Origin of the sequence: Lactobacillus delbrueckii subsp. delbrueckii DSM 20074 = JCM 1012 (assembly GCF_001433875.1) — a bacterium.
Lineage (GTDB): Bacteria > Bacillota > Bacilli > Lactobacillales > Lactobacillaceae > Lactobacillus > Lactobacillus delbrueckii.
In genome coordinates this window covers 65531-85024 of the sequence record NZ_AZCR01000002.1, presented here as the reverse complement: position 1 = coordinate 85024, position 19494 = coordinate 65531, and the positions used below count along the sequence as shown (strand labels likewise).

The 19494-nt window shown below is 52.4% G+C and carries 20 protein-coding genes and 1 pseudogene; 3 read left to right on the top strand and 18 right to left on the bottom strand.

Annotated elements, in window-relative coordinates; all coding sequences use genetic code 11:
- Positions 1–124 precede the first annotated feature (124 nt).
- The 3 genes from def to rnjA all read left to right on the top strand — a co-directional run bounded on the left by def (position 125) and on the right by rnjA (position 2760).
- Positions 125–679, top strand: coding sequence for a peptide deformylase (def, locus tag FD23_RS01005; protein WP_025895112.1), 555 nt, complete (start codon positions 125–127; stop codon positions 677–679).
- A 178-nt stretch (positions 680–857) separates the two neighbouring features.
- Complete coding sequence (locus FD23_RS01000; RefSeq protein WP_002879098.1) at positions 858–1091, top strand: DNA-dependent RNA polymerase subunit epsilon; 234 nt, start codon at positions 858–860, stop codon at positions 1089–1091.
- Positions 1081–2760, top strand: coding sequence for a ribonuclease J1 (gene rnjA / locus FD23_RS00995; RefSeq protein ID WP_025895115.1), 1680 nt, complete (start codon positions 1081–1083; stop codon positions 2758–2760). The genes FD23_RS01000 and rnjA overlap by 11 nt, the downstream gene beginning before the upstream one ends.
- Before the next feature lie 39 nt (positions 2761–2799).
- On the opposite strand, the pseudogene FD23_RS09075 reads toward rnjA, so the two are convergent.
- The 18 genes and pseudogenes from FD23_RS09075 to FD23_RS10090 form a co-directional block, all read right to left on the bottom strand.
- A pseudogene (locus FD23_RS09075) lies at positions 2800–3174 on the bottom strand (pyridine nucleotide-disulfide oxidoreductase); the annotation flags it as partial.
- Positions 3175–3428: 254 nt separating this feature from the next.
- Complete coding sequence (gene recD2, locus FD23_RS00985) at positions 3429–5819, bottom strand: SF1B family DNA helicase RecD2 (RefSeq protein WP_025895118.1); 2391 nt, start codon at positions 5817–5819, stop codon at positions 3429–3431.
- Between the two features lie 13 nt (positions 5820–5832).
- Positions 5833–6486, bottom strand: a complete 654-nt coding sequence (locus FD23_RS00980) for a tetratricopeptide repeat protein (RefSeq protein WP_025895120.1) — start codon at positions 6484–6486, stop codon at positions 5833–5835.
- A complete protein-coding gene (locus FD23_RS00975) occupies positions 6486–7145 on the bottom strand; it encodes a histidine phosphatase family protein (RefSeq protein ID WP_025895121.1) in 660 nt (219 codons plus the stop codon). The genes FD23_RS00980 and FD23_RS00975 overlap by 1 nt, the downstream gene beginning before the upstream one ends.
- Before the next feature lie 99 nt (positions 7146–7244).
- Complete coding sequence (gene mnmA / locus FD23_RS00970) at positions 7245–8372, bottom strand: tRNA 2-thiouridine(34) synthase MnmA (protein ID WP_003617483.1); 1128 nt, start codon at positions 8370–8372, stop codon at positions 7245–7247.
- A gap of 4 nt (positions 8373–8376) precedes the next feature.
- Positions 8377–8718, bottom strand: coding sequence for a DUF1831 domain-containing protein (locus FD23_RS00965; protein WP_003617482.1), 342 nt, complete (start codon positions 8716–8718; stop codon positions 8377–8379).
- Between the two features lie 54 nt (positions 8719–8772).
- Positions 8773–9936, bottom strand: a complete 1164-nt coding sequence (locus FD23_RS00960; RefSeq protein WP_002879115.1) for a cysteine desulfurase family protein — start codon at positions 9934–9936, stop codon at positions 8773–8775.
- Entirely contained in the window at positions 9936–10634 is a 699-nt protein-coding gene (locus FD23_RS00955; RefSeq protein ID WP_003617480.1) for a 5'-methylthioadenosine/adenosylhomocysteine nucleosidase, read from the bottom strand. The genes FD23_RS00960 and FD23_RS00955 overlap by 1 nt, the downstream gene beginning before the upstream one ends.
- Positions 10635–10653: 19 nt before the next feature.
- The gene (locus FD23_RS00950) at positions 10654–10872 is read right to left on the bottom strand and encodes a hypothetical protein (protein WP_003617478.1); all 219 of its coding nucleotides are present in this window, start codon (positions 10870–10872) and stop codon (positions 10654–10656) included.
- A gap of 3 nt (positions 10873–10875) precedes the next feature.
- Positions 10876–11433, bottom strand: coding sequence for an NUDIX hydrolase (locus tag FD23_RS00945; RefSeq protein WP_002879120.1), 558 nt, complete (start codon positions 11431–11433; stop codon positions 10876–10878).
- A gap of 15 nt (positions 11434–11448) precedes the next feature.
- Positions 11449–11658 carry a cold-shock protein gene (locus FD23_RS00940; RefSeq protein WP_003619187.1) on the bottom strand — a complete coding sequence of 70 codons (210 nt, stop codon included), beginning with the start codon at positions 11656–11658 and terminating at the stop codon, positions 11449–11451.
- Complete coding sequence (gene ileS, locus FD23_RS00935) at positions 11658–14453, bottom strand: isoleucine--tRNA ligase (RefSeq protein WP_052933612.1); 2796 nt, start codon at positions 14451–14453, stop codon at positions 11658–11660. Before ileS ends, FD23_RS00940 begins: the two co-directional genes overlap by 1 nt.
- Before the next feature lie 318 nt (positions 14454–14771).
- Positions 14772–15569, bottom strand: a complete 798-nt coding sequence (locus FD23_RS00930; protein WP_025895128.1) for a YlmH family RNA-binding protein — start codon at positions 15567–15569, stop codon at positions 14772–14774.
- Complete coding sequence (locus tag FD23_RS00925) at positions 15569–15871, bottom strand: YggT family protein (protein WP_025895129.1); 303 nt, start codon at positions 15869–15871, stop codon at positions 15569–15571. The genes FD23_RS00930 and FD23_RS00925 overlap by 1 nt, the downstream gene beginning before the upstream one ends.
- A complete protein-coding gene (locus FD23_RS00920; protein ID WP_025895130.1) occupies positions 15871–16317 on the bottom strand; it encodes a cell division protein SepF in 447 nt (148 codons plus the stop codon). Before FD23_RS00920 ends, FD23_RS00925 begins: the two co-directional genes overlap by 1 nt.
- 14 nt (positions 16318–16331) lie before the next feature.
- Positions 16332–17690 carry a cell division protein FtsZ gene (gene ftsZ, locus FD23_RS00915; RefSeq protein ID WP_196332313.1) on the bottom strand — a complete coding sequence of 453 codons (1359 nt, stop codon included), beginning with the start codon at positions 17688–17690 and terminating at the stop codon, positions 16332–16334.
- 15 nt (positions 17691–17705) lie between these two features.
- Positions 17706–19088: a cell division protein FtsA gene (gene ftsA, locus FD23_RS00910; protein ID WP_025895132.1), complete on the bottom strand. Its 1383-nt coding sequence runs from the start codon at positions 19086–19088 to the stop codon at positions 17706–17708.
- 58 nt (positions 19089–19146) lie between these two features.
- The coding region (locus FD23_RS10090) for a cell division protein FtsQ/DivIB (protein ID WP_236743855.1) at positions 19147–19494 on the bottom strand (348 nt) is incomplete at its 5' end.

Sequence of the window (19494 nt, the reverse complement as noted above, 5' to 3'; positions counted from 1 at the left end):
CTACTCTTGAGCCTGGTCAACAAATTTGCTTTAGTTTACATAAGCTTTTCAGAGAATGTTTAACCATAGCAGGCCTTTTTGTGGTAAAAATATATTAGCGATTATTTTAAAAGGAGAACCCACATTGATTTTAATGAAAGATATTGTCCGCGATGGGAATCCCGTTTTGCGGCAAGTTGCGCAAAAATTGACTTTTCCCTTGTCAGACCACTACCGCAAGCTGGCCGATGACATGATGGAATACCTGGTAAACTCACAAGATCCAAAGATTGCCGCCAAGCACCAGCTCCGGGCCGGGGTCGGTCTGGCTGCCCCGCAGGTTGGTGAGGGCGTGTCTATGGCTGCCCTGCTTGTGCCAGACGACAAGGGTGAAATCATCTTTAAGGAAGTTTACGTTAACCCGGAAATCATCTCTGAATCCGTCCGCAAGACCTGCCTGGCCGAAGGCGAAGGCTGCCTGAGCGTTGACAAGGTCATCGACGGCTACGTTCCGCGGCCAAACAAGGTTACGGTTCACTACTGGACCGTTGACGGCGAGGAAAAGACCATCCGCCTCAAGGGCTACCCGGCCATAGTCTCCGGCCACGAAATCGACCACTTGAACGGACACCTCTTCTACGACCGGATCAACAAGGAAAACCCATTTGCCCTGGATGAAGACACCATCGTCATCTACTAGGCTCAATAGTCCAAGCCAGCCCGCTTCGTCTTGGCTTGGGCTTTTTTGCCTCCTTAGATCAAGTATGTTTCTATACTTGCTTTTCTAATTATGCTAAACTTTGATTGGCTATTGAGTATTTTTGGCAAAATTTCTCAAACAGAGATCAAATTACAATTAAACAATAAGGAGATTTTTTATGATCTACAAAGTTTTATATCAAAAGGACAAGATCGTTAACCCACGCAGAGAAACGACCCAGACTCTCTACATGGAAGCCGACAACATTGTCCAAGCCAGAGCCCTCGTTGAACAAAACACCCCCTACAACATCGAGCTCATCCAAGAATTAACCGGCAACTCCTTGAAGTACGAACAAGAACACGCTGACTTCAAGCTGACTGCCTTTGGCCAAACTAACAGTGAAGATTAAGCAAAACGAAGTAGCCGTTTTCGCGATCGGGGGATTACACGAAATCGGCCGTAACATGTACTGTGTCCAGTACCAAGACGAAATCGTCATCATGGACTGCGGCATCAAGTTCCCGGAAGATGATCTACTGGGGATCAACTATGTTATCTCCGACTACTCTTACCTGGTCAAGAACCGGGAGAAGATCAAGGCCCTGGTTGTCAGCCACGGCCACGAAGACCACATCGGCGGGATTCCCTTCCTGCTGGAAAAGATTCCGGAAATTCCAGTCTACGCCACGCCTTTTGCCCTGGCCTTGATCAAGAGCAAGTGTGAAGAACACGGGATCCTGGACCGGACCGAGCTGCATGAAGAGCACGAAGACACGGTTTTGACTTTTGACAAGCTGAAGGTGACCTTCTTCAGAACCACCCACTCAATCCCCGACACTTTGGGGATTGCCGTCCACACTCCGCTGGGCGCGGTTGTCTTTACTGGCGACTTTAAGTTCGACTTGACCCCAGTCATGAACCAGCCGGCCCCTAACTTCCAGAGAATGGCCCAGCTAGGCGAAGAAGGCGTTTTGGCCCTCTTGAGTGACTCAACCAACGCCGAAGTGCCGCAGTTTACCAAGTCTGAACGCTTCGTTGCCAGCTCTTTGCACAACATCATCACCGGCATTGAAGGCCGGATCATCTTTGCCACTTTCGCTTCCAACCTTTACCGGGTGTCAACCGCCATTCAAGCCGCTATCGACACCGGCCGCAAGGTGGCGATTTTTGGCCGGAGCATGGAGAACGGGATCCAAAACGGGATCGACCTGGGCTATCTGGACGTGCCGGAAGGCTTGATTGTCGATGCTGAAGCAATCAACTCCCTGCCGCCGGAAAAGGTCATGCTCCTCTGTACCGGTTCCCAGGGTGAACCCCTGGCTGCCCTCTCCCGGATTGCCAACGGCACCCACCGGCAGATCAAGTTGAAGCCGCATGACACTGTGATCTTCTCTTCCAACCCGATTCCAGGCAACACCCTGAGCGTTAACCAGCTGATCAACAAGCTGATGGAAGGCGGGGCCAACGTGGTCCACGGCCGGGTCAACAATGTCCACACTTCCGGCCACGGCGGCCAGGAAGAACTGAAGCTGATGGTCGAACTGGCCAAGCCGAAGTACATGATCCCGGTGCACGGTGAATACCGGATGCAGGTTGTCCACACCCACCTGGCCCAGCAAGCAGGCGTGCCGGCAGAGAACACCTTCGTCTTGAAGAACGGTGAAGTGGTCTGCTTCAGCTCTGAAGGGGCCAGAATCGCCGGCGACATCCACGTCAAGGACGTCTTCGTCGACACTTCCGGTGCTGCTGATGTCGGCAACATCGTGGTCCGCGACCGGCAGATCCTGTCTGAAGAAGGGCTGGTAGTAGTCGTAGCCACGGTTGACTACAAGCACAAGCTGGTTTTGGCAGGCCCTGACATCCTCAGCCGGGGCTTTGTCTACATGCGTGAATCCCAGGACTTGATCAACGCGGCCCAGAAGCACGTCTACCATGTCTTGAAGACGGAAATGGCCAAGAGCGACAAGCCTAAGGACAGCGAAATCCGCAAGGCGATCATCGAGAACCTGCAGGACTTCCTATACTCCCGGACTGAAAGACGGCCAATGATTCTGCCAATGCTGGTCGAAAAGAAATAAAGCTTGATAGCAAAAAAGAACTCCTTCCGGAGTTCTTTTTTATTGCTTGAGGAGGTCATTAAAGGCCTCGCTCATGGTCGGGTGGGTGTAGATCTGGTCACACAGGAAGCTGTAAGGCAGCTTGGCCTTCATGGCCAGGGCGATCTGGTTGATCAGTTCATGGGATTCCAGGCCATACAGGCTGGCCCCCAGGATCTGCCCGCTTGCCGGGTCAACCAGGGCTTTGAACAAGCCCCGGCTGTCCTTGGCGACTTTGGCCTTGGGAATGGCGGCAACTGGCAGCTTGAAGAGCTGGTAGTAGCCCAGGGCCCAGACCTAGTCAGCACTTGTTCTTAAGCGGTCATCAACCTTGATATTGCCCCGGTCGTCAGTTTCAATCCCGGCTGCTGGCAAATTAAGATCAGCCGTGTTGGCCCAGGAACTTGGCCAGGGTCTTGCCCCCCTTGCCAAAACCGATGATGATGTTTTTGACTGTCTTCTTTGTTTCTTTTTCTGTCATTTTTTACCAAACTTTCTCAAAGATTAACTAACTTTTTTGTAAGTTACTTTTGGTATACCCCATTGCCTTCCTTTTGTCAGCACTTTACTTACAAAAAGTAACTTTCTTATTTTTGGGGTGAAAAAGAAAGACCAAGCTAAGTGGGCTTTCTGTCAAAAACTTTATTAAGTTAGGCTCCTGGCCCCTTGATCCGGACGATTTCCGCCAGATTCTTGCATCCCTGAACCAGGTCCTCCATGCCAACCATGGGGGAAATCTCCGCCCGGCTGATCCGGGCCCCGGTCAAGATGTAGTCTTCGGCTTTTTCTTCTTTATCCAGAGTATTCTCTGTAGAGTCACTACTCTCTTGCTTACTTTGTTCTTCTGGCTTAAAGCGGTCCTTCAAGAGCCAGACCAGGTTGGTCCGCCGCTCATTGCCCTTGACCCGCATGGCCTGGGCAAAAGCCTGCTCTTCTCCGACCATGACCAGCTTCTGAGAAGCCCGGGTGATGGCCGTATACAAAAGATTGCGCTTGAGCATGATATAGTTCTGCATGGTTAAGCAGAGAATGACCAAAGGAAATTCTGACCCCTGGGACTTGTGGATGGTGATGGCATAGGCCCTGGTCAGGTTATTCAAGTCTGCCTGCGTGTAAGCCACTTCTTTGCCGTCAAAATTGACCAAAAGCTTGACTTCGTCATCCTCGTCTTCCAGCATTTCCGGGTCAACGGCCACGACCTTTCCAATCTCGCCGTTGTAGATCCCCCGCTCCGGGTCATTTTGCAGCTGCAGGACCCGGTCATGCAGGCGGAAGTTCTCACCATGGGCCTCAACTGCTTTATCATTGCCCTTTTCCGGGTTGATCACCCGCTGGAGGGTGTCATTCAAACTGTTGATCCCCCCGTCGCCCCGGTACATAGCCCCCAGAACCTGGATGTCGTCAGCCGCAAAGCCACTCTTTAAGGCTGCCTGGGTGATTTGCTCGACGGCGCTAGGCACGGCATGGGGCTGGCAAGGAATAAAGGAGTAGCTGGCCGTCTTTTGCAAGAGAACAGCCGGGTTGGCTCCTTCGTTGACCGCGTGGGCCAGGGGAATGATCGTTGAATCGTCCTTTTGCCGGTGGACCACCTGCAACTGGCAGGTCGGAATGAAGTCCGCCTCGATCAAGTCAGCGAAAACCTTCCCCGCCCCGACGGATGGCAATTGGTCCTTGTCACCGACAAAGACCAGGTGGTGAACATTGCTGATGGCGCTGAGCAGCTTTTCAAAGAGGTAGATGTCGATCATGGACATTTCGTCGACGATCAAGATCTCCCCTTCCAAATCATTCAGCTCCATTTCCTCGCTGTTGTCGATCCCCAGGCCCAAGAGGCGGTGGATGGTCTTGGCCGGATAGCCGGTGACTTCCCCCATCCGCTTGGCTGCCCGACCGGTTGGCGCGGCCAGGAGAATCGCTTCTTCAGCTTCTTCTTCGTCCATGTCGACCAGGTCCTTTAAGACCAGCAAGATCCCGTCAATGATGGTCGTCTTCCCGCTCCCGGGTCCCCCAGTCAGGATGGAGACCGGACTGGTTACCGCGTTTTTGATGGCCTGCTTTTGCTCAGGGTCATAGCTGATCCCTAGCTTCCTTTCGGCCCGCCTGATGGCCTGGTCCAAGTCCTTTTCCCGGTAGTCAGCTTCCTTGCCCTTGGCTAAAAGATCTTCCAGGTCGGTCACGATCTCGCTTTCCACTTGAAATGGGGCCAGCAGGCTGGCCCGGCCTTTTTCCACGACGACCTTCTTCTTGGCCTGCAGGTCGTTAACTGCTTCTGCCAGGCGGTCAAAATTTATATTTGTCAGTTCCTTGGCGGCTGGCAAAAGTTCTTCCAGTTCCAGGTAGGTTTCCCCCTCCATGGTCAAGGCCTGGAGCAAAATCGCCAGGATACTGCCATCAGCCCGCTCCAGACTGTCAAGGGCAATTCCAAAGCCAATTCCCAAGTGGTCGGCCTGCTTGAAGGAATAGCCGGTCACTTCGCCTAAAGGCAGGTAGGGATCGGCCTGCAGCTTTTTCAAGGTCTGGTCATGGTACTTCTGGTAAAGGCGGCCGGACACTTTGCGGGGAATCCCGTAACTGGCCAAAGTCATAGCCAGGTCGTCAAAGGAATCCATCTGGGCCAGGCCGGACAAGAGGCTGTCTTTTTGCTTTTGGGAAAGATCCAGCTTGGCGATCAAGGCTGGATCAGCCTGCAAGCTCTTTAAGCCCCCGCCGCCCAGCTGGTCAACGATTTTTTCCGCCGTCTTGGGCCCGATGCCAGGGAACTTGTCAGAAGACAGGTACTTGACCACCCCGCCAGTCTCTTTCGGCAGGGCCGGTTGGCAGCCAGTCGCTTGAAACTGCAAGCCGTACTTGGGGTGGGTGATCAAGTCACCGGTAAAGTTGTATTCCTGGCCAAGCTCCAGGTCCCCGAAGGTCCCCGTCACCTTGATTTCATCATCGTCATAGCCGGCCAGAGGCTGACTTACGGCGACCAGCAAGATCTTGTACATGTTTTGCGCGTTTTCATAAATAACGCTCTTTACTTCACCGCTAAACTCGGTCATTTCCCGCTCCTTATTATTCTTTCCCAGCCCCTGCCTTTCCCTGGCTCAGCAGCTTCAGCAGGGACTCATACTGGTCTTTGGCTTTTTGGTAATATTTGGGATCCTGCTTTTTGGACTTGGCAAAAAATTCTTCCGCCTGCTCCCGGTCCTGGCTGAAATAAGTGAGGCCCAGCAAAAAGTTCAGCTTGCTGCTTCTCTGCCCTTCAGCAATTTCCAGGTAGCTGGCCCGGGCTGCTTCCAGCTCTCCTAAAGCCAGCCAGATGTCCCCGATGAGCTCTTTTACCCGGTTGTCACTTTCTTTGATCGACAGGGCATAAGCCAGGGCCTTCTGGCTCTGGCCCAGCTTGAGGTAGACCAGGGCCTTTTGGTACATGGTCATGTCATCATCCGGAATCTGGGCCAAGCGGGCCAGGGCCTGATCAAAGTCGCCCAGGGCGTAGTCACAAACCGCCAGGTCATAGACCAATGCCTGGGGATCTTCCGCGATCCCCCGGGCCTTGGTCAATAGCTCCCGGGCTTGCTCAGCGCTGCCCTGGTCCAGGAGGTAAGTGGCCAGCTGCAGGTAGTTGGCAGTTTCCCGGGGATTATGGTCGATTTTCTCAATCAAGGCATGAATCGCCTGGTCGACTTTTCCTTCTTCATAAAGCTGATTGATCTTCTGATCCATTACAAACCATCCGTTTCTGACATCTTGTGCTCTAAAGGAGTAACGTCTGACCACTTGACCAGCTTGAAGGCAGGGCCCTTTTCCTGGCTTGCCAAGACTGAAACGCTGGTATTGTAGATAACCCCGTTTTGTCTGAGATTGGCCAGGTCATAGCCTAAAAGCGCCCCCATGATGGCTGATAGAACTGCCCCGTGGCTGACCACCAGAACCTTGTCGCTGTCTTTGGGGTATTTTTCGGCCATTTCCCGGCCGAAATCCAGTCCCCTGGCCATGGCATGCTCATAGCTTTCCCCCTCTACGACAGTATTGTCGTATTTGTCCGGGTGATGCCAAAAATTGTCGATTTCCTGGGGATAGAGCTTTTCCGCCTCAGCATACTTCATTCCTTCTAGCTTGCCCAGGTTCATTTCCCGCAAACGTTCATCGATGTGTAAGGGCAGGCGGATCCCGGCCGCGCCAATCAGCCCTTGGGCAGTCATTCTCGCCCGGTCCAGGGGGCTGGCGTAAACCGCCTTAAAATGCTTCCCTTGTAAATAACGTCCCAGCTTCTCAATGTCGACCAAACTTTCCGGCAATAATTTTGAATCGCCTTGCCCGCCCTGGAAACGCTGCTCCAGATTCCACTGTGTCTTGCCATGTCTTACAAAATATATTTCCATGATTTTTATCGCCTCTCGTAACTATCACTATTTATTATAGCAAAAGACGGCCCCGCTAAACACGAACAAGGCCAAGTCCGCCGGGACTTGGCCTTGCCGTTAAACTAATTGCAGCTTTTTGTCATCCTTAAAGGCAGCGTCAATGTTTCCGCCTCCCAGGCATTCCTCGCCATTATATAAAACCAAAGCCTGGCCCGGTGTAACTGCCCGGGCTGGCTCGTCAAAGTAGACATCAGCAGTCTTGCTGGCTGCGTGGTACTTGACCGTAACGCCAACATCGCACTGCCGGTAGCGGAACTTGGCGGTTGCCTTGAATTCCGTGTCCTCCTCAGGGTTGCCGGTAAAGAAAGTCATGCCGGAAGCCTGCAGGCGGTCAGCGTAAAGGCGGGGGCTGTCATAGCCCTGCTCCACGATCAGCTGGTTCTTTTCCAGGTCCTTGCCCACGACAAACCAGGGAGCGGTTGACTCCTTGGTTGAACCCAGGCCCAGGCCCTGCCGCTGACCGATCGTATAGTACATGAGACCGGCATGATGACCGACAACCTTCCCGTCTGGGGTTACCATGTCCCCGCCTTGGGCTGGCAGGAATTCGCTGAGGAAGTGCTTGAAGTTTCTTTCCCCAATGAAGCAGATGCCAGTTGAGTCCTTCTTCTTGGCGTTGACCAGACCGGCTTCTTCGGCAATCCGCCGCACTTCCGGCTTGGTCAGGTCTTGCAGGGGGAACATGACCCGCTTGATCTGCTCTTGGGTCAATTGACTCAGGAAGTAAGTCTGGTCCTTGTTGCCGTCCTTTGGCCGCATCATGTGGGTTACCCCGTTTTCATCGACCATGGTCTTGGCATAGTGGCCCATGGCCAGGTAGTCCGCGTCCAGGTCCAGGGCATATTCCAGGAAGGACTTGAACTTGATTTCGGTGTTACACATGATGTCGGGGTTAGGCGTGCGCCCAGCCTTGTATTCCTTCAAAAAGTACTGGAAGACCCGCTCCCAGTATTCTTTTTCGAAGTTGATCGAATAGTAAGGGATGCCGATCTTGTCGGCTACCTTTTTGACGTCTTCGTAGTCTTCAGTTGCCGTGCAGACACCATCATCATTGGTGTCGTCCCAGTTCTTCATAAAAACGCCGACGACGTCGTAGCCCTGCTGCTTGAGCAAAAGGGCCGAAACTGAGGAGTCAACCCCGCCGCTCATGCCGACAACGACTCTGATCTTGCTATTGTCAACCATTAAATCAATCCTTCACTTCGCTTAAAATCTTCCGCTCCTCCAGGTCCTTCAAGATGTAGTCCAAAAGTTCAACCGTCGGAGCCAGCTGCTTGTTTTTAAAAATGTTTACCTTCTTCAGGCCGCTTGGATCCGTAACGACCATAGTCAAGCTGGTCAAGTCGCTCTTAATGGTCATCTTCAGCTTGGTCGTCGCGTTGTAAGGCGATTCGTTGTAAAGCGGGTGCTCATAGACAAAGTTGCCCCGGGGGGTCTTCTGGAAGCCGGCGTCAATCAACGCATACAGCTTCACGTCTGGGTTAAGCATAAACTTCCGCTTGTCGCCATTGATCATCACCGTATTAGCCATAAAGTAAAACCTCGCTTATTAATTGTAAGTACATTCCCTTGAAAAAGCAACTATTTAGTCTTCCCGCTTCCGGTCTTGCAGCTTGCGGGCCACCTTCACCAGGGCAGCCGCGAAAGCTTCCACTTCTTCAACCGTGTTGTAGCGGCCAAAAGAAATCCTGATCGATTCGCTGACCTTTGGTGAATCCTGGCCAAACATGGCCGTCAAAACGTGGGACGGAGTCAGGCTGCCGGCCGTGCAGGCCGACCCGCCTGAAACAGCGAAGCCAGCCAGGTCCAGGTTGGCCAAAAGGACATAAGTGGACAAACCGTTTAAACGGAGATTCAAGACATGGTGGGAAACCAAACCGGTCAAGGGGCTGTTGACCTCATAGGCCACCCCGCTCTCATCCAGCCGGCTCAAGATGATCTTCTGGAAATCAGTGTATTTGGCCTGCAGGTCAGCCTTGCTTTCTGCCTGAACTTCCGCTACAGCCTGGCCAAAGCCGGCAATCCCCGGCACGTTTTCCGTACCAGCCCGCCGCTTCAGTTCCTGGTCGCCGCCGTAAATCCGGTTTGGCAGACGGATCCCGTCTCTTTCATACAGGAAGCCCAGGAATTTCGGCCCGTTGATCTTGTGGGCTGAAGTCGACATAAAGTCGATTCCCATTTCTTCCACGTCCAGGTCAATGTTGCCCAGGCCCTGGACAGCGTCAACATGGAAGAAGGCCTGGCTGTCTTTGACGATTTGGCCGATATCCTTGAGGGGGTTGATGCTGCCGACTTCGTTGTTGACAGCCATGACTGAGACCAGAATCGTGTCTGGTCTGATAGCCTCGCGGAGCTGGTCAAGGGAAATATGCCCGTCTCTGTCCACGTCCAGGTAGGTCACCTCATAGCCCAGCTCCTCCAGGTGCTGCATGGACTTTAAAACTGATTCATGTTCGATCTTGGTCGTAATCAAGTGCCGGCCAACTGCTTTTTGCATTTCCGCCACGCCAAAAATTACCGTATTGTTGCTTTCAGAACCGCCGGAGGTAAAAATAATCTCCTGGTCTTTGGCATTGATTGCCTGGGCGATGGTGTGCCGGGCCGTTTCCACGCTGTTGCGGGCCTTCCGGCCCAGGGTGTGGGTGCTGGATGCATTGCCGAAGTCATTGGCCATTTCATCCGTGATCACGTCAATGACGGTCGGTGACATGGGCGTGGTTGCCGCGTTGTCAAGATATACCTGCTTCATTAAAAATCATTCTCCCTTAAGTATTCCACGATCAGTTCTGCCGCCTGGGCACCGACCTTTCTGACAAAGGCTGCAAAGTCGTTGTCAGCATCTTCATCCCCATTGTCGGAGATGGCCCGCAAGGCGATCAGCGGAACGTTAAAGTGGTAGGCCACTTGGGCAAAGGCTGCCCCCTCCATTTCCACGCACAGGGCGGTTGGGAAATTGCCCAGAATTTCGTCTTTTTGTGCCTGGGAGGAGATGAAGGAATCCCCGGTCACGACCAAGCCTTCCTTGTAGGCCACGCCCTTTTTGCCCAAAAAGTCCTTGAACTTGTCTCTTTCCGCGCAGTCCAGCTTAAAGCGGGCCGGTTCCTGCGGGATCTGTCCTTCGACATAGTTGCCCGCTGAAGTGTTGTGGGCATCGTGGTAGGCGAATTCGCTTGGTAAAACCAGGTCCATCCGCTGAACTTCTTTTTGCAAGGACCCTGCCGACCCGGTCATGATGACCAGGTCGATCTTTTCCTTGGCCAGGAGGCTGGTCAGGTTCATGGCCGCCTGGACCTTGCCGATCCCGGTCAAGCCCAGGTAAAGATCGTTGCCGGCAACGGAAAAATGTTCGAATTCCGTTGAACCGAACATTTCTTTTTTACCTGAGGAAAAGTATTGATGATAAAATTCAGCCTCTTCAGCCATTGGAACAACGATTGCAATTTTCATCGGTAATCCTCAATTCAGTTTAAAATTTCAATAAAATCACCCAAACTAGGATGATCAAGAGGCACACGACCAGGATAGCAAAATTCAGCCTTTTTTTCAGCCTTTCTGCCTTTAAGGTCTTCTGGTCCTGGTCCTGCTTAAAAGCAGGAAAAGCAGCTGAATCAGCTGCTTCCTGTCTATTTGCCTTTTCTGCTTGCTCTGCCTGGCGGCGGCGGTAATCGGAACGTTTTTCTGTCATAGTCTAACCTTCTGAACCGGTCAGCAGCATGTTTTCCCATACGGAAATAGCATAAATGGTCTTTGCGTCGACAATTTTGCCCTCTGTCAACAGGTTCTTTAACTCTTCAAGGCTGTACCATTCTGCCGTCAAAAATTCATCCTCGTCCAGGTCCAGTTTGTTAGCCACTGGGCTGAGCGTATCACAGTAGAAAAGGTGCAGCTTTTCATTGGAAAATCCTGGTGAAGTGTAGAATTCGGCAACCTTTTCCCAATATTCGGCTTTTAGGCCGCCTTCTTCATTTAACTCCCGCTTCATTGCATCCAAGGGACTCACGTCGCTAGCATCAATCATTCCAGCTGGAATTTCGAGAGTCAGTTGCTTGATCGCTTCCCGCCATTGCGTAACCAGGAGCATCTTCTTTTCATCGTTGATGCAGATGGCCGCGGCAGCAGGACGGTGGTCGACCAGCTCTCTGGAGGCGGTTTTCCCGTTTGGCAGCATCACGGTTTCAACATGCAGGTTGATGAAGCCGCCGTGGAAAGCCTCCTTCGTTGAAATTTCAGTTTCCTTTAAATCCATATGTCATTCCTTTGCTTAGTCTTTGGCCAAGTAAACGTTGATGCACTGCAGTCCGTGTTTACCCTGTGCAAGCTGGTATCTCACCCGCTGGCCGACTTCAAGCCTCTTATAGCCCTCCTCCTTGATGGCAGTATAAAAGACAAAATATGATTTGTGATTTTGGTCGTCTTCGATAAAGCCGAAACTTGCTTTTTCGGCAAATTGTTTTACAAGTCCGGTCCGCATTAGTCTTCCAGGCCTTCTTCAAGTATTTCCGGGTGGTCGCCGGCCACGATAGATGCGCAGCGGCCGCACAGTTGCGGCAAACGGCTGTCAGCGCCCAGGTCGGTCCGGTACATCCGGCAGCGTGGGCAGACTTCGCCTTCGGCCCGGCGGACAAGTACGCTAGCCTGGTCAAATTGCTTGGCTTCAGCCGGTACTTCCCCTTGGCCCATGACCAGGTTAGACACGATCAAGATTTCCCGGAAGTCTTCCCCAGCCAGCTTGTCCAAGGCAGCCTTGGCTGCTTCACCTGGGTAAACCGTTACGCTGGCTTCGAAGGACTTCCCGATCAGCTTTTGGTCCCGGGCTTCTTCCAGAGCCTTCAAAACATCGTCGCGGAGCTTCATGAATTCGCCCCAGCTTTCCTTCAAGTCGTCAGCGTCAGCGTAGTCTTCGATTTCAGGGAAGTTGGACAGGTAGACGTCTTCTTCCTTTTCCTTCAAGTAGCCCCAAACTTCGCCCATGGTGTGCGGCAAAATTGGTGCCAGGATCTTGGCCAGCTTGACAGCGGCATCGTAGATCACCGTCTGCATTGACCGGCGGGCGTGGCTGTCCTTGCCTTCGATGTAAAGGACATCCTTGGCAAAGTCCAGGTAGAAGGCGGACAGGTCGTTGGTGATGAAATTGAAGACCAGCTTGTAGACGTCAGCGAAGTCATACTTGTCGTAGTTGACAATGCTTTCGGCAACTAAGTCGTTAAGCTTGACTTCCAGGTACTGGTCGATCTTGCGCAGGTCCTTGTAAGCCACCCGGTCCTTTTCCGGATCAAAGTCAGCCGTGTTGGCCAGCATGTAGCGGAAGGTGTTTCTGATCTTCCGGTAGCCTTCTGAAACCTGGCGCAGGATGTCCATTGACACGCCGACGTCGCCGGAAGCGTCGACGGAAGCAACCCAGAGGCGGATGATTTCGGCCCCCATTTGCTTGATGACATCGTTAGGAGCGATCGTGTTGCCCAATGACTTGGACATCTTCCGCCCTTGCCCGTCCAAAGTAAAGCCTTGAGACAGGACTGACTTGTAAGGAGCTACCCCGTTGGTAGCCACGCTGGTGATCAAACTGGAGTTGAACCAGCCCCGGTATTGGTCACTGCCTTCCAGGTACATGGAAGTCGGGTAGTGAACGTCTCTGCCCAGAGCCTGGACCCCGCTCCAGGATGACCCTGAGTCAAACCAAACGTCCAGGATGTCAGTTTCCTTGGTGAACTTGCCATTTGGTGAGTGTTCTGAAGTAAAGCCTTCTGGCAAAAGTTCTTCAACCGGGTGGGTGAACCAGGCGTTGGAGCCTTCCTTGGCAAAGAGGTCAGCCACGTGTTCGATGGTTTCATGCGTCACGATGGCGGTGCCGTCTTCAGCGTAGAAGATTGGCAAAGGCACGCCCCAGGCACGTTGGCGGGAAATTACCCAGTCGCCCCGGTCCTTGATCATGTTGTAAAGGCGGGTCTTGCCCCAGGCCGGGTAGAAGGTGGTCTTTTCAATCTGGTCCAGGATCTGGTCTCTGAACTTGGAGATTGAGGCAAACCATTGCGTGGTTGCCCGGTAGACTACCGGCTTCTTGGTCCGCCAGTCGTGAGCGGCGGAGTGGACAAAGGTGCTGTAGTGCAAAAGGTTGCCGGCAGCCGCTAGCTTGTCCTTGACGATTTCGTTGGTGTCAGTGTAGAACTTGCCCACCAGGTCCGGGTCAGGGATTTCTTCAGTGAAGCAGCCCTTGTTGTCCATTGGGGACAAAACGTCAAAGCCGTAGCGCATGGCAGTGTTGTAGTCGTCTTCACCAAAGCCGGAAGCGGTGTGGACCAGGCCGGTACCATCATCGTCAGTAACGTAGACAGCTTCCATCAAAAGGCTGTCGCGGCCTTCGATGTAAGGGTGCTTGGCCACCATGTATTCCATGTCCGTCCCCTTAAGGTGCTGAACAGTCTTGTAGCTGTCCCAGCCCAAGATTTCGGCTACGGCGCTCAAGCGGTCAGTACCGACAACGTAGCGGCGGTCGCCAACTTCAACAACTGAGTAGTCAAGCTTCGGGTTAACGGCAATCCCCTGGTTGGAAGGAATAGTCCATGGAGTGGTCGTCCAGATCAGGAAGTAGGTGTTTTCTTCACTCAGTTTGCCCTTGCCGTCCTTGACCGGGAAAGAAATGTAAATTGATGGTGATTCAACGTCGTGGTATTCGACTTCGGCTTCCGCCAAAGTTGATTCACTGGACCAGGACCAGTAAACCGGCTTCTTGCCTTGGTAGATGTAGCCATTTTCGTACATCTTGCCGAAGACCCGGATTTCTGCGGCTTCAAATTCCGGCAAAAGGGTGATGTAAGGGTGGTCCCAGTCGCCCATAACGCCCAGGCGCTTGAAGTCGGTCCGCTGCTTTTCAACCTGCTCCATGGCAAACTTCCGGCACAATTCCCGGTAAGCAGCCCGGTCCATGGTCTTGCGGTCAACGCCCTGCTTGGTCAATTGCTGCTCAATTGGCAGGCCGTGGGTATCCCAGCCCGGAACGTAAGGAGCGTAGTAGCCTTCCATGTTCTTGCTCCGGACGATGATGTCCTTGGTGATCTTGTTCAAGGCGTGGCCCATGTGAATGTTGCCGTTGGCAAATGGAGGTCCGTCGTGAAGGTCAAATCTTTCATGGCCTTCGTTAAGCTTCAAGCGTCTTTCATAAAACTTCTGGTCTTCCCAGTTCTTTTCCCATTCTGCTTCCCGCTTGGGCAGGTTGCCCCGCATTGGGAACTTGGTCTTGCCCAGGTTCAGCGTATCCCTAACTCGCATATAAAAAATCCTTTCACTAAAATAAAAAGCCTCATCCTAGAATAGGACGAGACTATCGTGGTACCACCTAAATTGAGCCTCGAAGGGCCCCACTCCTGCCGGCTTATCGTGCCGGCCCCCGCTCAGACCAATCGGCAGCTGATCGCTCGCCGGCTTGTGTTAATCTTCCACCATCATTAACTCGCTAAAGTCGCCTTTAAGCAGGACTGCCAGTCTGATTTATTAATCGTAATTATGTAAGAGATAAAAAAAACAATGAAAAAGTTTTCTATCTACAGTAAAAGAGTTTAAGGCATCAACCAGCCCTTTGTCAAATATTTATTGCCTTTTTGCTGGCCAAAACTGGCCTTCCACCCGCAGGCGGCCTTTTTTGCTGGACTGGACAGACAAGAGCTTGACCCGGCCAAAGCGGCGCAGGCTCAAGATGTCGCCAACTTTCAGCAGGCTTTCACCTTTTTCTTCTTCATACCAGTTTAAGCGGATCTCGCCGGCCTTCAGGGCCTCTTTAACCTGGCTGCGGGACTTATTGCTTAGAGCCGCTAAAACCACGTCCAGGCGCATGGAGGAAGCTACAGCGGTAATAATCTCGGAATTGTCTTCTGCTTCCAGGCGGTCTTTTAAGGGCTTCTCTTCTAGGCGGACCTTGACTGGCCCCATCCGGTCGATTTGACTGGCAAAAAAGCCAGCCAGTTCTTTTTCCGCGAAAAACTGCCACCGGCCTTGCCCGTCCGTGATGATGTCGCCAAAAGTATCTGTTTTTACCCCGGAATTGGCCAGGCTGCCCAGAATCTGGCTGTGGCGGAGACTGGCAAATTTTTGCGGGTATTCAATTTCAAAAAGCTGAACCTGGTAGTCATCTGGGCGCAGGTTCTCCCATTCCAGGCTGATGTAGAGCCGGCACTTTTCCGCTTCTTCATAGCCGCCAAAAGCCTGCACGATGGCTTCCCCGCCGGCGATCGTCTCCATGATCTGCCTTTGCCGGGGGTCCAGGAAGTCCGTTAAAAAGGCCTGGCCGGTAAACAAGAGGCGATTAAAAAGACCAACAAATTGGTCAATTGTTGGTCTTTCTTCAATTGCAAAATGTGGGTAAAAGCTGCTGGCCTGGCGCTTGTCCATCACAGGAAGATCCTCCCTAAAATGTTAAAGAGCCAGCCCAAGGCAACGCTTTGGACAAAGTAGATCACAAACAGTGCGATCATTGGTGAAATGTCGATGCCAGTTGCGTAGATCAAGCGCAGGAACGGCCCCTGCCGGAAAAGGTTGACGAAGGGGTTGACGATCCGGTCGATCCAGCGGCCGGCCGCTGATTCGCTGATGGCCGGAATCCAAGACATAAAGGCATCAATAATGATCAAGAGGCTGTAAGCTTCACAGATGAAATAGAGCAGCCGGTACAAAAAAACCAAAAATGTTTGCATTAACCTAAAGTATCTTTCTTATCAAGCAATTCAGTGATCTTGCCGTCAGTTTCAAACTTCGGCGGAGTAGCCAGGAAGATCTTGTCGCCGACGCGCTGGATTTCACCATTGAGGGCGTAAACCGTCCCGGTGATGAAGTCGACTACCCGGCGGGCAGAAGCGTCGTCCATCCGGCTGAAGTTGATGATGATCGCCTTTTGGTTGAGCAGGTTCTGGGCTACTTCCTTAGCGTCAGAATATACCCGCGGTTCATAGAGGACGATCTTGCTTGGCCCGCTGCCAGCCTGGCCGGCCTTAATGGACACGACATTGCTGTCACGGCTGTTAGTTGGCTGGTTGCTGTTTTGCATTTCTTCTTGTTCGTCGTAATGTTCCTCGTAGGCGTCTCTTTCCTCATAGGAATCGTCGTCGCCAAAGCCGAAAAAGTCCTTAAATTTGTTGTTCATTTACTCTGCCTCCTTTACCGGTCCCGGCGGTGCTTGAAGAACGGAATATCGTCGTCATCATCGTCGTCGTAATCGGTGTTGATGTCAATTTGGGAAATGGCGCTGCTTGGGTCAGCATCCGAAGCCGCTTCGTTTTCTTCAGCCTGCCGCTTTTGTTCTTCCGGGTTTTGCCGTCTTGAGTAGTCATCGTCGTTGAGGCCCCAAACGCTGATCGGGTCCATCATGGCTGGCTTCTCTTCCTTGACCGGGCTGGTCGGCTTAGCTGCTTCAGCTTGAACTGGCGCTTCTTGGACTGGAGCAGCTGGAGCGGCTTCTTCCGGAGTCAAGATCTTAGGCGCAGCTGGCTTTTCTCTAGGCGCACTCACTTGGTGGCCGCGGCCTGGCAATTGCTTGGAAGCAGCTGCTTCAGCTTCGTCATCAATCCCGGTAGCGATCACCGTAACCACGACTTCATCGCCCAGGTTAGGGTTGATGGCCGTACCGAAGATGATGTTGACATCTTCGCCGGCAGCCGTTGAAACGATTTCTGAAGCATCCTGGGCTTCAAACAGGGTCAAGTCCGGACCGCCAGTGATGTTCAAGAGGACCTGCTTGGCCCCGTCGATGGAAACTTCCAAAAGCGGTGAGGAAATCGCCATCTTGGTTGCTTCCACTGTCCGGTTTTCGCCGCTGGCCCGGCCGATCCCCATCAAGGCTGCCCCCTGGTTTTCCATGACCGTCTTGACGTCAGCAAAGTCCAGGTTCACGTAGTCAGTTGAAGTGATCAAGTCGGAAATGCCCTGGACACCCTGCTTGAGGACGTTGTCGGCTTCCTTGAAGGCTTCCATCATCGGTGTCTTCTTGTCAACGATTTCCAAAAGCCGGTTGTTGGCAACGATGACCAGGGTGTCAACGTATTCCTTCAGCTTGGCAATCCCCTCAGCGGCGTTCTTGGACCGCTTAGGACCTTCAAAGCTGAATGGACGGGTAACCACCCCAACCGTCAAAGCACCGGTTTCCCGGGCAATTTTGGCGATTACCGGGGCTGCCCCGGTACCAGTACCACCGCCCATGCCGGCAGTGATGAAAATCATGTCAGCACCCTTAAGTGCGTCTTCAATCGTTTCTTCGCTTTCTTCAGCGGCCTTTTGCCCGGTTTCAGGATGTGAACCTGCCCCCAAGCCCCTGGTCAGTTTCGGCCCCAGCTGAATCTTAACTTCAGCGTTGTTGCTGTTCAAAGCCTGCACATCAGTGTTGGCCGCGATAAAAGAGACGCCTTGAACGCCGTCTTCAATCATCCGGTTGACGGCATTGCCGCCTGCCCCGCCAACGCCAATTACTTTGATAACTGCGTTGTTGTTGTCATCTGAATCAAAAGTAAAATCCAAAGCCATCTACGTTTACCACCCTTAATCAAAGAACTTTCTGAGAAATGCAGCTAAGCCCTTGTTTTTATTTTCGTTATTATTAGTCTTTTCTTCATGCCGGGTTTCAGTGTCTACTTCACTATCATGCTTAGTCTTATTATAAGCTAATTCAGTGTCATTTTCAGCTTTCTTCGTCACTCTTTTAGGATTTTTTTGACTATTTCCGGCACTGGCCGGCCGCTCGTTTGAAGCAAGAGCTGAATCTTGATAAATCACAGTGTTGGCCAGGTAGCCGATATCGCTCAGGTTGTTGGCATAGTTGACGATCCCGTAGGCCACTGAATAAACCGGATTGCGCAAGCCAATCTGGGCTGGCTGGTAGATCTTGGCCTTAACGTCATAGTCAGCCGCTACCAGGTCATCAATCCCGGCCAAAAGAGCGATGCCCCCGGTAATAATAACCCCGGCCGGCAAAGACAGGGCATCATGGTTGTAAAGGCCCCGGCCCACCCGGCGCAGGATCTGCTGCAGACGGGCATTGATGATCTCACTGAGATACTTCTCGCTGACCAGGTTGTTTTCGTCCTTGCCTACAGCCTTGACCGCGAATTTTTCATTTTCTGAAGCCAGGTCCGGGTCGGCATAGCCATAATCCCGCTTCAAAGCTTCAGCATCGCTCATTGTCGTTGACAAAACCACGGAAATGTCGTGGGTAATGTCGGCCGCCCCCTTCAAGTCGACGGTAGCGTACTTGATCTGGCCATCGCGGATGACCGTGGCGGTCGTGCTGCCGCCGCCCATGTCTAGCAGAATTGCACCGAAGGTTCTCTCTGCCTCATCCAGGGCTACGCTGGAAACAGCCATCGGTGCCGGAACAAAGAAGTTGTTCTGGATGTCAGCGTGCTTTAAGACCGTGTTGATATTGTGAATCTCCGCTGACGGCGCCGTCATTATCAGCCCCTGGACGAGAAGGGAGCGGGCAATCATGGTCCGCGGGTCGTCAACGTCCTTTTCCCCGTCGATCAAAAAGCGGCTGGGGAAGAAGGCCACTGCCTGCCGGTCCTTTTTCTTGGCAGCCTTGGTAGCCGCGTACATGACCCGCTGGACGTCTTCATTAGCTACTTCCTTGCCGGAATCAGAAATATTGACCAGGCCGGTTGTACTTTCCAGCTGCAGCATGCTGACTGGCAAGGCAGTCACTACCCGGTTGATCTTGCTATTGGTCTTCTCGCTGACCTGCTGGATAGCGTTTTTGACAGATTCAGCAACTTGATCGATATCAACGATCTTGCCATGCCGCATCCCCCGCGTAGGAGCGGCAACTGCCCCGTAAACCTGCAGCTCTTGATGAGCGGCGTCGGCAACAACGACTTTGATGCTTGTGGTCCCAATGTCCAAACCAACTAACAAAGTTGAATTATCCAAGTTTTCTTCCCCCAATTCCAATATATAGATAATATCATAATTCTTTAAAGATGCAAAATTAAGACAAGCCATAAGCCTTTTTTTCCGCGCTAGTCAAAGGGCGGGTGAAGGCACCGACTTCCATGTCAATGACACTGTTGGTTGTCAAATCCTGTTTAATCGAGTTATAGTACTTAACCTTGGATTTTATCGTCTCAGTGTTGCCGATTATCACATTGCCATCTTTCATGACCAGAATCATCTGGGTTTTGCGCCTGGTATTGCCAGACAGCATCTTGACCTGCTTTTTGAAATATTCAGGAAAAGAGTTAAAAATTTTAAGGTTTGTCTTCAAGGCCACCTGCTTGCTGTAGCTGATAAAAAGCGGCTTGTCATGGTCGACCTCGCTCCAGGCCAGGCTCTTGGT